This is a genomic window from Roseateles cavernae, assembly GCF_040187885.1.
Lineage (GTDB): Bacteria > Pseudomonadota > Gammaproteobacteria > Burkholderiales > Burkholderiaceae_C > Roseateles_E > Roseateles_E cavernae.
Map to the genome: position 1 here is coordinate 40,551 of NZ_JBDPLH010000001.1, position 14,379 is coordinate 54,929.

Consider the following 14,379-nt stretch of genomic DNA (forward strand, 5'->3'; position numbering starts at 1 on the left):
ACGCAGCGCGCGAGCACTGCCGGGCGGCAACCCCGCTGCCCTGGCCCGCTGGAGCGGACGGTAGGCCGGAGGCTTTGCGACCCCGCTTTTCAGACGGGTGTGCCTTTGTCGAATGTGGAGGGGATGCTAAGGCTTCAGGGCGACCGGGGCGCGCGCTTTTTTAACGCTTGGGCGCCGCTTGAGCAGAAATAGAGTGCAGATTCTGATCCGCCATGCCCACCAGCAGGGCCCGACCGTCCGGCAGCACCCGGAACTCGCCGAAGCGCGCCGCCTCGAAGGCCGCCGCCCGGCCCTCCTCGAAGAACCAGGCATCGCTGACCAGCACCCAGCGGCCGTCCTTGGGCGTCAGCTCCAGCAAGAGCTCACCCTCGGCCAGCGCCGCGCCGCTGGCGTGCAGGCGCAGCAGCTGGGCCACGCCGCGGCCGTCCAGCCGCGCCACCAGCCGTGGCCGCTGGCTGCCGAAATCCTGCAGCAGCGGCGTCTCGACGGCCGCCGGCAGCGCGAAGTTCAGCCGCATGAAGTCGCCCTGCATCAGCGAGCGCGGATCGACCGGCGCCAGCGCCACAAAAACCGGCCGGCCCTCGCTTATCAGGCGCTCCTTCTGCCAGATCGCGCTATTGGCGACCAGCAGCACCGCCGCCGCCCCGCCCAGCAGCACCCAGCGGCCGCGCGCCGATGCCGCCGGCGCGGCCGGTGCGGCCGGCACTGCTGCACGGCGCTGCGTCAGCCAGCTCAACAGCCCCAGCAGCGCGCCCAGGCCCAGCAGCAGCAAGGCCTTCTGCCCCAGCGGCCACTGCAGCTGGTAGTAGAAACTGCCGATGATCCAGGCCACCGCCACGGCCGCAGCACCGGCCAGGCGCCAGCGCTGGCCGGCCGCCAGCAGGGCCAGCGCGAACAGCGCGCCGCCCAGGCTGGGCAGCAGCCAGGCCAGCGCCGCAAGCACCGCCGCCAGCATCAGGAACAGCGGCCGGCGGCAGCCCGGCCAGCACCGCGCCAGCAGCAGCGCCCCGGCCAGCGCGCTGCCCAGCGAACCGGCGCGCATCAGCAGCGGCAACCAGCGCTGCGCCGGCGACAAGGCACTCCCGACCTCCAGCGCCAGCCCGCCGGCCGCCGAACTGCCCAGCACACCGCCCACCAGAAACGTCATGCCCGCCAGCCAGCACAGCCCGGCCAGCGCCACCAGCACCCAGCCGCCGGCCAGCGCCTCGATCAGCGCGGCCCAGCGCACGCGCGCGCCGTCCAGCGCATGGCGCTGCTGAACCCACAGCGCAACGGCCCAGACGAGCAGCAGCAGATGCGGCGCCAGCCAGAACGACAGCGTGCCGCCGAGCAGATCGAACCAGCGCGAGGGCAGCAGCTGCACGCTCAGCAGCGCCGCCGCCGCCGCGCCCAGCAGCACCCGCAGCCAGGGGCGCTGCAACCAGGTCGCCAGGGCCAACACCAAGCCCAGCAGCAGCAGGGCCGCGATCCGCATCGGCAGATCGCGGAACAGCGCAAAACCCAGCAGGCCAGCGCCCACCATCAGAGCCGGCAGCGCCAACTGCTCGACAAACAGCGGCAGGCCCGGCCGGCGCATCAGCGACAAGGCGCCCGCCAGCACGGCCGCGCCGACCAGATAGCTGCCGGCGCCGGTGTCGAGCAGGCCGCCCGCCAGCGCGAACACCAGGCCCATCAGCGGGATCGCGGCTATCCAGGCGCCCAGCGCGGTCAGCAGCACGACCGGCCAGGGCCGGTGCTCGGCGGCGGGCGCCTGGGCATCGCCGGGCAGCAGGCCTTCGGCGACTGCCGCCTTCAACAACAGTTCATGCTTCATGCCGGCTCCCCACTGTAGTGCCGGGACAGCCGCAGGATGGCGCTGACCGAGCCGGCCAGCAGACCCGAGGCCAGCAGCGCCACCAGCAGAAAACTCCCCACCTGATCCCCCTGGCCGCTGAACAGCAGCCGCGCCAGCCCCGCCACCAGCAAGGCGTTCAGGCCCAGCGCCACCGCGCTGAGCGCGAACACGTCGAAGCCGCGCCGCGTCGCCAGCAGGCCGGCCGCGAGGCCCAGAATGAGCAGGCCCAGGCCGTATTGCGGCGCAATGCGCTCATGGAACAGGCCCACGCCGGCGCTCAGACTCAGCGCGATCACCGCGAACAAGGCCACCAGGCGCAGCGACCACAGCCCCGCACCGGTGAAACGGCGCAGCGGCGGGCCCAGCCCGGCGCCCAGCGCCAGCATCGCGCCAAAGCCCAGCAGATGCACGCCCAGGTCCTCGGGCTGCACCCGCCAGCTGCGCCCGGTATGGGTCTGGGTCCACAGCGAGATGCCGGTCAGCACCACCAGGGCCCAGGGCGCCCACAGCAGATCCGAGCGCACCGCGGCAGCCAGCGGCAGGCCCAGCACGGCCCACAGCGCGAACAGCTGCCAGGCATCGGCGCCGGTCTGGTAGGTCTGGCCGAAGAAGGCAAACAGCGCGCCGGTCGTCACAAAGGCCAGCAGGGCCAGCGGCGCGCGTGCGGCCGGCCGCAGCGCCGCGCCCACGCACAGCAGCAGGATCAGCCCCTGCAGGAGCGCAAAGCGCTCGAAGCGTCCCAACCCGGCCCAGTTCGCCGCCACCCACATCACCAGGCCCAGCCCGCCCAGCGCGGCCGCCAGCGCCGCGATGATGCGGGGCAGCCAGCGCTGCAGCAGAGCGGGCTCGTCGAAGAGGCCGGCCAGCCTGTGCAGGCGCAGGGCCTGGGTGGCGGAAAGCCCGTGCAGGGCCGTCAGTTCAAAAATCCGGGCTCGCAAATCCATGGCGCGCATCATGCCCGGCAATCAGATCAGCGCGAAGGCAAAACCGAGCAGGGCCGTGCACAGCGGCAGCAGACCCAGCACCGCCTCGATGCGGCGGTTGAGGCGGGTCGGTGCCGGCTCCATCAGGTCTTCGGCAAAGGCCTCGCTGCGGTAGCTCGGGAAAGGCGTGGGCTCGGACATGGCGTGCTCCTGATGCCGGGATCCGGCATGGCTGCACTGTCGACGCGGCCGGTCTCAAGCAGATTGCTGCTTTGTTGAGGAATTGTTTCGTTTGTAGCCGGCTTGTCCCCTGATTCGTCCTCTCGATGCGGGGCAGAAGCCGCTCGCCGACCCGGCTCGGCGGGCCAGAATCGAAGCCACCACCTACACAAACCAAGGAGCCTCTCGATGTCCCAACACCTTCGCACCACCCTCGCCCTGCTCGGCGCCTGCCTGCTCGCCGCCGCTCCGGCCCTGGCGGCCGAGCGCAGCGTCACCCTGAACGTCGCCGGCGCCAGCGGCGACGGCGCCGCCGTCGGCACCGTGCGCATCGTCGAGTCGCCCTACGGTCTGGTCTTCCACCCGGCGCTGAGCGGCCTGCCGCCGGGCCTGCACGGTTTTCATGTGCATGAGAAACCGTCCTGCGCGCCGGCCGCCAACAAGGAGGGCGTGATGGTGCCGGCACTGGCGGCCGGCGGCCATCTGGACCCGGCCGGCAGCGGCAAGCACGGCGAGCCCTGGGGCAGCGGCCATCTGGGCGATCTGCCGCCGCTGTATGTCGCCGCCGACGGCACGGCTAGCCAGCCGGTGCTGGGGCCGCGGCTGAAGCTGGCCGATGTGCTGAACCGCTCGCTGATGGTGCACGCCGGCGGCGACAACCATGCCGATCATCCGGCGCCGCTGGGCGGTGGCGGAGCGCGCGTGGCCTGCGGGGTGATCGGAGGCTGAATCCCGGCAGCGGGCGGCCCGGCTGGCAAAATGCCGGCTTGTCCGCCGCCGCCGCTCCCATGTCTTCCCTCGCTCCCCGCGTGCTCGCCGTCATCCCGCCGATGACCCAGCTGAACACGCCCTATCCCTCGACCGCCTATCTGACCGGCTTTCTGCGCTCGCGCCAGATTCCGGCGGTGCAGGAGGACCTGGCGCTGGCCCTGATGCTGGCGCTGTTCTCGCGCGAGGGGCTGGCCGGCCTGCATGAGGCCGTGCAGGCGAGGCCCGAGGCGCAGCGCTCGGCCCAGGTGCGCAGCTTCGCGGCCCAGTACGAGCGCTATGCCGCGACGATCACGCCGGTGATCCGCTTTCTGCAGGGCGGCGACGCGACGCTGGCCCACCGCATCAACACCCGCGCCTTCCTGCCCGAGGGCAGCCGCTTCGAAACGCTGGACGCCTATCTCGAGGAGGACGGCGGCGACCCGCTGGCCTGGGCCTTCGGCGCCCTGGGCCTGCAGGACCGGGCCCGCCATCTGGCCACGCTGTATCTGAACGACCTGGCCGATGTGCTGCGCGATGCAGTGGACGAGCGCTTCGAGTTCGTCCGCTATGCCGAGAAGCTGGCCACCGCCCAGCCCACCTTCGAGCCGCTGGCCCAGGCCCTGGCCGCGCCGCCGAACCTGGTGGACCGGCTGCTGCAAGACCTGACCCTGGCGGCCGTCGAGCGCCACCGGCCCCAGGTCGTGCTGCTGTCGGTGCCCTTCCCCGGCGCCGTCTATGCGGCGCTGCGCATCGCCCAGACCATCAAGGCGCACAGCCCCGCGGTCAAGATCGTGCTGGGCGGCGGCTTCGTCAACACCGAGCTGCGCGAGCTCGGCGAGCCGCGCCTGTTCGACTTCGTCGACTTCATCACGCTGGACGCCGGCGAGCGCCCGCTGCTGGCCCTGCTGGAGCACATCGATGGCAAGCGCTCGCAACAGCGCCTGGTGCGGACCTTTGTGCGCGACGCCGACACGGTGAAGTACATCAACTTCGTCGAGCCCGATATTCCTTTTGAAGAGGTGGGCACGCCCACCTGGGACGGCCTGCCGCTGGACAAGTATCTGTCGCTGCTGGACATGCTGAACCCGATGAACCGGCTGTGGAGCGACGGGCGCTGGAACAAGCTGACCGTGGCGCACGGCTGCTACTGGAAGAAATGCAGCTTCTGCGATGTCTCGCTGGACTACATCTCGCGCTATGACGCGGCCTCGGCCGAGACCCTGGTGGACCGCATCGAGGCCATCGTCGCCGAGACCGGCCAGACCGGCTTCCATCTGGTCGACGAGGCGGCGCCGCCGAAGTCGCTGAAGGCGCTGGCGCTGGAGCTGGAAAAGCGCGGCACCGCGATCAGCTGGTGGGGCAATATCCGCTTCGAGAAGACCTTCACGCCCGAGCTGTGCCAGCAGCTGGCCGACAGCGGCTGCATCGCGATCTCGGGCGGGCTGGAGGTGGCCTCGGACCGGCTCCTGCAGCTGATGAAGAAGGGCGTCTCGGTCGAGCAGGTGGCGCGGGTCACCAAGGGCTTTGCCGACGCCGGCGTGCTGGTGCATGCCTATCTGATGTATGGCTTCCCGACCCAGACCGTGCAGGACACGGTGGACGCGCTGGAGTATGTGCGCCAGCTGTTCGAGAACGGCTGCATCCACAGCGGCTTCTTCCACCGTTTTGCCTGCACCGTGCATTCGCCGGTGGGCATGAACCCCGAGGACTACGGCGTGCAGCTGCTGCCCCTGCCCGACAGCCCCTTCGCGAAGAACGATGTCGGCTTCATCGACCCCACGGGCGTCGACCACGACCGCCTCGGCCGCGCGCTGAAGAAGGCCATCTACAACTTCATGCACGGCATCGGCGTCGAGGAAGATGTGCGCAGCTGGTTCGATATGAAGGTGCCCAAGACCACGGTGCCCCGGCACAAGATCGCGAAGGCGCTGGCGGCATGACCAGCTTGCAGCCCCTGCTCGACGCCATCGCCACCCTCACCCCCAACCCCGCCGAGGCCCATCGCGTCTTCCACGGCCGCGGCGGCCTGCACCCGGGCTGCGAGCATCTGGCGCTGGATGCTTTTCCGCCGGTCTGGCTGCTGACCAGTTTTTCGCAGCCGCTGGGCGATGCCGAGCTGGCCGAGATCCACAGCGCGCTGAGCGAGCGCTGCGGGCCCGCGCTGAGCTGGGCCTACCAGTTCCGCCACGTGGGCCGCAGCGAGACCCGGCTGATGGCCGGCAGCCTGCCCGAGCCCCATCTCGTCAGCGAGCAGGGCGCGCGCTATCTGGTCCATCTGCTGCGCGGCCAGAATCACGGCCTCTTCCTCGACATGGCCGAGGGCCGGCGCTGGGTGCGCGAGTTGGTGGCCGGCTGGCCCGACAAGCGCCGGCTCAAGGTCTTGAACCTGTTCGCCTACACCTGCGCCTTCTCGGTCGTGGCCCTGCAGGCCGGCGCGACCCAGGTGGTCAATGTGGACATGAGCGACGGCGCGCTGGGCATAGGCAAGAAGAACCACCAGCTCAACAGCCTGACCGCCGCACCCGGCATGGGCACGGCCAGCTTCCTGCCCCACGACATCTTCACCAGCTGGGGCAAGATCGGCCGCGCCGGCCCCTACGAGCTGATCATCGTCGACCCGCCCAGCTTCCAGAAAGGCAGCTTCGTCGCCACCAAGGACTACGCCCGCCTGATGCGCCGCCTGCCCGAGCTGCTGGCGCCCGGCGGCTACGCGATGTTGTGCCTGAACACGCCCAAGCTGGACCTGGGCTTTCTGCAGACCCAGATGCAGGAACTGGCGCCGGCGCTGCGCTTTGTCGAGCGGGTGGCGAATCCGGCGGCCTTTGCCGATGTGGACGAGCAGCGCTCGCTGAAGGTGCTGGTGTATCAGGCGCCGGCACTGGGCTGAGGCGCCGCGCCAAGACGATAAACAGGCACCGGCTGCGACAGCGCCGGCCTCGCCGGTTTCGGGGACGCGCGGCCATGGTCAAGCGCGACACCGGGGGCTAGGCTGGCGCAGGCCCATTTCAGCGGCCGGGAGTTCCTCATGCATTGCGCCTCTTCGCGTTTCTTCTCATCGTCCGCCGCTCGGTGCGTGGCCATGGCCTTGCTGTCGGGCCTGCCGGCCGGCGCGGTCTGGGCCGTCGACGCGGTGCCAGCGGCCGACACCCATATCAGCGCCAGCCTGCCGGCCAGCAATTTCGGCGCGCTGCCCACGCTCAATGTCGGCGGCGGCTCGCAGGCCCTGCTGCGCTTCGATCTGGGCACGCTGCCGGCCGGGCTGACGGCGGCCAAGCTGCAGAAGGCCAGCCTGCTGCTCTATATCAACCGGGTCGGCACGCCCGGCGCGATCGAGGCGCAGACGGTCTACAGCCCCTGGACCGAGATGGGCGCCACCGCCGCCAGCCCGCCGACCACCTCGGGCGCCGGCAGCGTGCCGGCCGTGCCGGTCAGTGCCGCCGGCCAGTATCTGGCCATCGATGTGACGGCCCAGGTGCGGCAATGGATCACCAGCCCCGGCAGCAACCACGGCTTCGCGCTGGTGCCGGCCGTCTCGGCGCCGGCCACCGTGGTGTTCTTCGACAGCAAGGAGAACACCGCCACCGGCCATGTGGCCCGGCTGGACCTGAGCCTGATGGACCAGGGGGCCAAGGGCGACACCGGCCCGGCCGGCCCGCCCGGCCCCAAGGGCGACACCGGCGCGACGGGCGCCCAGGGGCCGCAGGGCCTGACCGGTGCGCCGGGGCCCAAGGGCGACACCGGGGCCCAGGGCCCACAAGGGCCCAGCGGCGTCAACCAGGTGCGTTCCTGGAACGGGCAGGTCAGCACCACGTCGATTGCGGCGGCGACCTATGCCTTCCTCGGCCCCACCGCCAGCGTGACGACCACCACCACCCAGCGCTTCAGCAACGCCGCCACGCTGAGCTTTATCGCCTCGATCAACACCAATCTGCGCGTCGACGTCTGCTACGCCCTCAGCAGCGGCGGCACGGTCTTCTCGCCCAATAACGGCTACAAGATCATGCCCACCACCGCCAATGTGCGGCAGCTGATCAACCTCAGCAACAGCTTCACACTGGGCGCCGGCAGCTATCTGATCGGCCCCTGCGCCCGCGGCACCTCGGCCGCGCTGACGCTGAGCGGCAACTCCGACGACTGGAGCACCGGCTGGAGCCTGGTGACGAATTAGGGCGGCGGCGGCATCATAGGCCTCGGCAAGGACTCCGGAGACGGCGATGGACGAGTGGGAGTTTCGCTTCAAGGCCTGTGGCGCCGTGACGGCCGTCTGCTCGGCGCTCAGCATCGTGATCGGCGGGTTTGCCGCGCTCCACAGCTATCGCCAGCAGGGCCTGGCTGCGGAGGCGCTCAAGCACAAAGAGCTGCGCCAGATGGAGTACAGCCAGAAGCGCGAGATCTACTACGAGCTGGTCGACGCCGCCGCCGCGGTGTCGGCCAGCCTGGACAAGGCCGACGCCGAGCGCAACGCGGCCCGCTACTGGCGGCTCTACTACGGCAAGGCCCATATCGCCGTCATTGACGAGGCTGTCCACAAGGCCAAGCAAGCGTTCGCGCTCGAACTGGAGGCGGCCATGCAGCGCGGCTCATTCCCGACCAAGGATCTGCAAAGCGCGGCGCTGGTGCTGGCCCGCGAATGCCGGCTCGTGCTGCGCGCCCAGAATCTGTTCAGCAGCCCCGACGAGGACAAGGCCGGCGGCAAGGCGGCCGTCAGCGCGGCAAGCGGCTAGCCGGCGCCGCCGCCACGCTCAGTCCGGATAGGCCCAGGCCTCCAGCATCAGCCGCGCGCCGGCCACATTGGTGGCGCAGGGGATGTTGTGCACATCGCAGGCCCGCACCAGCGCGTTGATATCGGGCTCGTGCGGCTGCGGCGTCATCGGGTCGCGCAGAAAGATCACCCCGTCCACCTCGCCCACCGCCAGCCGCGCCCCGATCTGCAGATCGCCGCCCAGCGGCCCGCTGAGCAGCCGTTCGACATGGACCAGCCCCAGCTCGTCGCGCAGCCGCCCGCCGGTGGTGCCGGTGGCCATCAGCTGACAGGTATTCAGGAAGGGCAGGAACTCGGCGGCCAGGGCCACCATCTCGTTCTTCTTGCGGTCGTGGGCGATCAGGGCGAGTCTCATGGGTGCATCTTAGGGGCCGGCCAGTTACAGCGCGGCGTCAATCGCGGTCGGGCGCGCCCAGCGGGAAGTAGTGGCGATAAGGCCTGGCCTCATCGACGGCACGCGCGAACGAGGACCGCGCCAGCAGGCGGCGGCGGTAGGCCAGCAGATGGGTGTGGGCCTTGTCGATGGCATGGGTCCAGTCGGCATAGAACAGAAAGGGCGCGGCGGCGCAGTCGGCCAGGCTGAACTGCCCGCCGGCCGCCCACTCGCGCCCTGCAGCCATGCGCGCATCGAGCCAGGCATAGGCGGTGTCCAGCATCGCCCGCGCCTCGCTCACACCGTAGGCGTCGCGCTGCTCGGGCGGCCGCAAGGCGTTGAAGACGATCTTCTGCTGCGGCGTCGAGACATAGTTGTCGAAGAAGCGGTCCAGCATCCGCACCTCCAGCGCCGCCTGCGCATCCTCGGGCAGCAGACGCACCGGGCCTGGCCGGTGCAGGCCCAGGTATTCGATGATGCAGCTCGCCTCCATGATGGTGGCGCCGCGCTCCTCATCGACCAGCAGCGGAAAGCGCTTGATCGGCCACAACTCGGCCAGCGCCTTCGTCGCCGGACAGTCCGGCCCCTCCAGCAACTGCGGCTCAAACGGAATCGCGTTCTCGTCGAACGCGATCAGCACCTTCTGGCAGTAGGACGAGAAGGGGTGGTAGTAGAGCTGCAGGGGCATGGGGTGTCTCCGTTGATGGCGATGGTGCCATGGAGACTCGACGGATGGGGTGGGCGGGGTTCGACAGAGCCCTCAGGATGCTCGGCTGCGTGGGATGGCTGCTTGGCAGCTCAAGCTGAACTCACGCTGTCGGAGGTTTAGCTGACGCTGGTGCATGCGGCCTACATCAGGCGAAAGGCGAGGCCGTGCAGGCATTCGCTTCGTCCTCTTTGCACGCCAATCCTCTTGCTGCTCACTGCGTTGCCTAGACATGGGTACACGAAACCGATGTGCTGGCTCTGAGCAGCTTGAAACGATCACGAAACCTGCGAGTGTGTCCGGTCACTTGCAACAGCCCGGAGCCGACGAAAACCGCGAACTTACCCCCAGGACTGCAGCCCAGAGGCGGCGCAAGACGGTCATGAGCGCCCGAGGCGGCCGGTTGACTGGCCAATCGGTTAAGAGAGTCTGAGATCAGCCCCGTTTGCGTAAGCCGCTAGACAGGCCGTCGGATTCGGTAGCACCCCGATCAAGAGGCTCAGGCACGGGGACACCTGCGGCCTTTGCCATTCGCTCAATTGCCTCGGCTCGGACGCTGCTGATCAGTTTCGGCATGGGGAGCTTGGAAAGCTTGGCGCGGTAGTAGTCATGAAACTGATACCGGCTGCCAGCAAGCGTCTGACAGGCAGCCGCGGCGTCGCGCAGCACTTCAAACAGATCGACCACGCCTGTCGCCACGGACTCCATGAGCCGCTCGTACTCAAGAATGGGCATCACGAAGACTTGGTTCATCGGCAACCGCTGCTGGTCAAGGCCGGCGTCGGGATTCACGGATCCCGGGCCGCAAATCTCTGCCAGCATTAGGCCGGTGCCGATCAGTAGATCCCGACTGGTCACCACGATCAGGTAGTGCGTGCAGCCGCCGGCCGCTATCCCTTCCACCGCTTCCGACGCCAGTTGGTGGCTGACCGCATACCCCTGGCTCAGAGCTCGGAGCAGGTGTGGTGTCTGGTCCCGGACACCTTTTTCAGTCTCCTGCAGCAGCACGTCCTCGTGGAACAGACCCATCTTGGCTTCGATCAGGACACGGTTGCGGCCCTCAGAGAGGATGACATCCACGGCCTTGGCCTTCTTATCGTACCGCTCCCAGTACTCGTCCTCGCGCAGCGCCGCAACGCCGGTGGCGCGAGCCAGTTCGACGACATAGTCCTCGAAGACCCGGCTGAACGGCTGGGTGTAGCGTTCGCCAAACTGGGCCAGGCGCAAATGCACGATCTCGTCGACGCAGCGGTCCACCACGGCCATGTGCCACATGCCCAGGCTGCCGTCTCGCTTGCGCAGCAACGGGTACCGCTTGAACACCGGGAACTCGTACAGTTCCCTGCTCCGAGTGCCTTTGGCCGGCGGCAGCTTGCGGACATGGTTCCTCAAGTCAGGTAACGACGGCGCCAGCAGATCGAGGAATGCCTTGACCTGTTTTCCATGCGTGGGCTCGAGCAGCTTCAGCATCGACAGGTCCAGTGAGCCCGGGCCGCTGGACTTGGCGGCCACGACGATGACGATGCCGAGCATGACGAACTCCATCGGCTCCATGCCCATAACCTCGAAGTACTGCCTGCGGCAGACATGCCCCTTGGGCAACCGGTCGATCAGCCCGGAGGAGCGGAACAGGCCCCAGACGTCCTCCTGCTGGAACGGCATTTGGCAGTGCAGGATCTGACGCATCATGAGCATGGCGTTGATCTCGCTCGTCCTAGCCTTGCGCTCGAGGTGGGCTTGCCCGCCGCCTTTCCAGAGTAGGTTGCGCAGCTCGTCGAGGTGTGCGGACGGCAGCTTCGGGCCAACCCGCAGGGGAGCTTTGTCCTGTAAAGCCCATTTTGCGATCAGCATTAACAGCCAGGGAAACTGGCCAAGCGCGTCTTGCCGGTTCGCTGGCGCATTGCGGAGGACTTCAATCACCGCGTCGACAACCGATGCTGCGCTGAACTTGCGCAGGTGCGCCAGCACGGTCTCCAGGACATCTGCCCAGGTCAGTTGCGCCTGCTCCGGATCTTGGGCGTCGGCCGGTTTCTCTGCCTCTGCCCCTACATTGATTTTCAAGCTTTCGACTGAATCCATCGGTGGCACCTGAGATAGTGCGCTTAGCGCGAAGCGGATCACGGGATCGAGACCGCAGCTAAGGGTTGTGGAGCGGCCAGCCATCCTACTAACTCTTCTGTGACCGGTCCCGACAGCAGCGGGCAATGGTCATCTGGCGCCGAATGACGGCTCTCAGCCTGAGCCCCTTACCCGCTCCTCCTAAACCCCACCGCCGCCCGCATCAACTGCTTGGTGTAGTCCTGCTCCACCCGGCTCTCGGCCAGCGCCACCGCGTCCACCTGCTCGACCATGCGCCCCTGCTGCATCACCAGCAGGCGCTCGCACAGATGCGTGACGACGCCGAGGTCGTGGCTGACCATCACGAAGCTGAGGCCGCGCTCGCGGCGCAGGGATTCCAGCAGGTTCAGGACCTCGGCCTGCACCGAGGCGTCGAGGGCCGAGGTGGGTTCGTCGAGCAAGAGGATCTGCGGCTGCAGGATCAGCGCGCGGGCGATGGCGATGCGCTGGCGCTGGCCGCCGCTGAGCTGGTGCGGGTAGCGGAAGCGAAAACCCTGGCCCAGGCCGACCTCGTCGAGCGCGCGGCGGATGCGGGCCTCGGCATCGGCGGCCATGCCGTGGATGGCCAGCGGCTCGGCCAGGATGCGATCGATGGTCTGGCGCGGATGCAGCGAGCCGTAGGGGTCCTGGAACACCATCTGCACCAGGCGGCGGAAGGCCTTGCTGCCGGGCTCGGGCTGTGAACCGGCGCCGGCGCCTGTCAACCTGACCGTGCCGGCCGTGCGCGGCGCCAGGCCGCAGATCGCGCGCAGGATGGTGGACTTGCCCGAGCCCGATTCGCCGACCAGGCCGAAGCTCTCGCCGGGCGCGACGGTGAAGCTCGCCTCATGCACCGCGGTGAACTCGCCATAGCGAACCTGCAGGCCCTGTACTTCAATGCCCAATCGGGAGTCCCCGCTCACAGCTTCCACTCCTCTTGTCGGTTCAGCGTCGGCAGCGGATGGCGCGACGCGCCCAGGCGCGGCAGGCAGTTCAGCAGGCCTTGCGTGTAAGGGTGCCTGGCCGCCTGCAGCTCGGTGGCGCGCACCTCCTCGACCACCTTGCCGGCATACATCACCAGCACCCGGTCGCAGAAGCTGGCCACCAGGCGCAGGTCATGCGAGACAAAGATCAGACCCATGCCGCGGTCCTTGACCAGCTTGTCGAGAATGCCCAGCACCTGCAGCTGCACGGTCACGTCCAGCGCCGAGGTCGGCTCGTCGGCGATCAATAACTGCGGCTCGGCGATCAGCATCATCGCGATCATCGCGCGCTGGCCCATGCCGCCCGAGACCTCGTGCGGGTAGAGCTTGTAGACGCGCGCGGGGTCATCGATCGCGACATCGGCCAGCGCCCGCAGCACCCGCTGCCGGGCCTCGGACGAGGACAGCCCGCGCTGATGGGCTTGCAGGCTCTCGCGGATCTGCTCGCCGATCTTCATCACCGGGTTCAGCGAGTACTTGGGGTCCTGCAAGACCATCGCGATACTGCCGCCGCGCATCGCGCGGCGCTGGGCCGGTGTGGCGCCGAGCAAGTCCTGACCCTTGAAGGCCAGGCGCTTGGCCGTGATGCGGGCCTCGGGCGCGGTCAGGCCCAGGATGGCACGGCCGGTCTGCGACTTGCCGGAGCCGGATTCACCGACGATGCCCAGCCGCTCGCGACCCAGGCTGAAGCTGACGCCGCGCACCGCCTCGAACAGGCCGCCGTCGCGGGTGGGGAAAGCCACGCGCAGATCTTCGACTTCGAGCAGCGGGGTGTTGTTGCTACTGTCGCTCTTCATCACTTGTTGCTCTTGGGGTCGAGGGTGTCGCGCAGGCCGTCGCCGAGCAGATTGAAGGCCAGGCTGACGATGAAGATGGCCAGACCCGGCCCCGCCGCCACCCACCATTGGTCCAGCACATACTGCCGGCCGGCCGCGATCATCGCGCCCCACTCGGGCATCGGCGGCTGCGCGCCCAGGCCCAGGAAACCGAGGCCGGCGGCGGTCAGGATGATGCCGGCCATGTCCAGCGTGACGCGCACGATCACCGAGGGCAGGCACAGCGGCATGATGTGGCGCAGCACGATGCGGCTGTGCGAGGCGCCGACCAGCTGCACCGCGGCGATGTAGTCGGCCTGGCGTATCGTCAGCGTCTCGGCCCGCGCCATGCGCGCATAGGGTGGCCAGGAGGTCAGCGCGATCGCCAGCACCGCGTTCTCGATGCCGGGGCCCAGCGCCGCGACAAAGGCCAGCGCCAGGATCAGGCGCGGGAAGGCCAGAAAGATGTCGGTGACGCGCATCAGCACCGCGTCTATCATGCCGCCCCGGTAGCCAGCCACCGTGCCGACCAACAGACCGATGGGCGCGGCCAGCACGGCCACCAGCACGACGACAAAGAGCGTGATGCGCGAGCCGTGGATGATGCGCGAGAGGATGTCGCGGCCCTGGTCATCGGTGCCCATCCAGTGCGCGCTCGAGGGCTCCAGCAGCCGGGTCGTGCGCAGATCGCCGACGCTGGGGTCATAGGGCGCCAGCTGCTGGGCGAACAGGGCCATCAGCACCAGCAGCGCGACGATGGCCAGGCCCACCAGGGCCAGGCGGTTGCGCGCAAAAGTGCGCCAGCCGGCATAGGCCCGGCCCAGCGCGGCCTGGCGGCGCGATTCGGGCCGCTCGCTCATCAGCCAGTCATGGAGCCCCTCGGCCGACGGGTACGCCGGCCGATCCCCCGAGGGGAT

14 protein-coding genes and 1 riboswitch are annotated in these 14,379 nt (G+C 68.9%); of the genes, 5 read left to right on the forward strand and 9 right to left on the reverse strand.

Annotation, left to right across the window (positions count from 1 at the left end; genetic code table 11):
* Positions 1–22: 22 nt before the first annotated feature.
* Positions 23–114, reverse strand: a riboswitch (cyclic di-GMP riboswitch).
* Between the two features lie 46 nt (positions 115–160).
* From ABGI63_RS00215 to ABGI63_RS00225, 3 genes are read right to left on the reverse strand one after another with little or no spacing between them, the layout of a single operon-like run.
* Positions 161–1,813, reverse strand: a complete 1,653-nt coding sequence (locus ABGI63_RS00215; RefSeq protein ID WP_349740467.1) for a GDYXXLXY domain-containing protein — start codon at positions 1,811–1,813, stop codon at positions 161–163.
* Positions 1,810–2,778, reverse strand: coding sequence for a DUF2157 domain-containing protein (locus tag ABGI63_RS00220; RefSeq protein WP_349740468.1), 969 nt, complete (start codon positions 2,776–2,778; stop codon positions 1,810–1,812). The genes ABGI63_RS00215 and ABGI63_RS00220 overlap by 4 nt, the downstream gene beginning before the upstream one ends.
* Positions 2,779–2,799: 21 nt before the next feature.
* Positions 2,800–2,958 (reverse strand): hypothetical protein, encoded by a 159-nt coding sequence (locus tag ABGI63_RS00225; RefSeq protein WP_171018249.1) that lies wholly within the window; start codon positions 2,956–2,958, stop codon positions 2,800–2,802.
* Positions 2,959–3,165: 207 nt separating this feature from the next.
* On the opposite strand from ABGI63_RS00225, the gene sodC reads away from it, so the two are divergent.
* From sodC to ABGI63_RS00250, 5 genes are all read left to right on the forward strand, one after another.
* Positions 3,166–3,705 carry a superoxide dismutase family protein gene (gene sodC / locus ABGI63_RS00230; RefSeq protein WP_137942888.1) on the forward strand — a complete coding sequence of 180 codons (540 nt, stop codon included), beginning with the start codon at positions 3,166–3,168 and terminating at the stop codon, positions 3,703–3,705.
* A gap of 59 nt (positions 3,706–3,764) precedes the next feature.
* Positions 3,765–5,666, forward strand: a complete 1,902-nt coding sequence (locus tag ABGI63_RS00235) for a B12-binding domain-containing radical SAM protein (RefSeq protein WP_349740469.1) — start codon at positions 3,765–3,767, stop codon at positions 5,664–5,666.
* Positions 5,667–5,671: 5 nt separating this feature from the next.
* A complete protein-coding gene (locus ABGI63_RS00240; RefSeq protein WP_349741684.1) occupies positions 5,672–6,613 on the forward strand; it encodes a class I SAM-dependent methyltransferase in 942 nt (313 codons plus the stop codon).
* Positions 6,614–6,751: 138 nt separating this feature from the next.
* Positions 6,752–7,894, forward strand: coding sequence for a DNRLRE domain-containing protein (locus tag ABGI63_RS00245; protein ID WP_349740470.1), 1,143 nt, complete (start codon positions 6,752–6,754; stop codon positions 7,892–7,894).
* Positions 7,895–7,940: 46 nt separating this feature from the next.
* Complete coding sequence (locus ABGI63_RS00250; protein WP_349740471.1) at positions 7,941–8,450, forward strand: hypothetical protein; 510 nt, start codon at positions 7,941–7,943, stop codon at positions 8,448–8,450.
* An 18-nt stretch (positions 8,451–8,468) separates the two neighbouring features.
* On the opposite strand, the gene ABGI63_RS00255 is transcribed toward ABGI63_RS00250, so the two are convergent.
* From ABGI63_RS00255 to nikC, 6 genes are all read right to left on the reverse strand, one after another.
* Complete coding sequence (locus tag ABGI63_RS00255) at positions 8,469–8,843, reverse strand: methylglyoxal synthase (RefSeq protein WP_349740472.1); 375 nt, start codon at positions 8,841–8,843, stop codon at positions 8,469–8,471.
* A 37-nt stretch (positions 8,844–8,880) separates the two neighbouring features.
* Complete coding sequence (locus ABGI63_RS00260) at positions 8,881–9,549, reverse strand: glutathione S-transferase family protein (RefSeq protein ID WP_349740473.1); 669 nt, start codon at positions 9,547–9,549, stop codon at positions 8,881–8,883.
* 453 nt (positions 9,550–10,002) lie between these two features.
* Positions 10,003–11,646, reverse strand: coding sequence for a hypothetical protein (locus ABGI63_RS00265; protein ID WP_349740474.1), 1,644 nt, complete (start codon positions 11,644–11,646; stop codon positions 10,003–10,005).
* Positions 11,647–11,813: 167 nt separating this feature from the next.
* Positions 11,814–12,587: an ABC transporter ATP-binding protein gene (locus tag ABGI63_RS00270; protein ID WP_349740475.1), complete on the reverse strand. Its 774-nt coding sequence runs from the start codon at positions 12,585–12,587 to the stop codon at positions 11,814–11,816.
* Entirely contained in the window at positions 12,584–13,444 is an 861-nt protein-coding gene (locus ABGI63_RS00275) for an ABC transporter ATP-binding protein (RefSeq protein WP_349740476.1), read from the reverse strand. The genes ABGI63_RS00270 and ABGI63_RS00275 overlap by 4 nt, the downstream gene beginning before the upstream one ends.
* Positions 13,444–14,322, reverse strand: coding sequence for a nickel transporter permease (gene nikC / locus ABGI63_RS00280; RefSeq protein ID WP_349740477.1), 879 nt, complete (start codon positions 14,320–14,322; stop codon positions 13,444–13,446). Before nikC ends, ABGI63_RS00275 begins: the two co-directional genes overlap by 1 nt.
* Between the last annotated feature and the right edge of the window lie 57 nt (positions 14,323–14,379).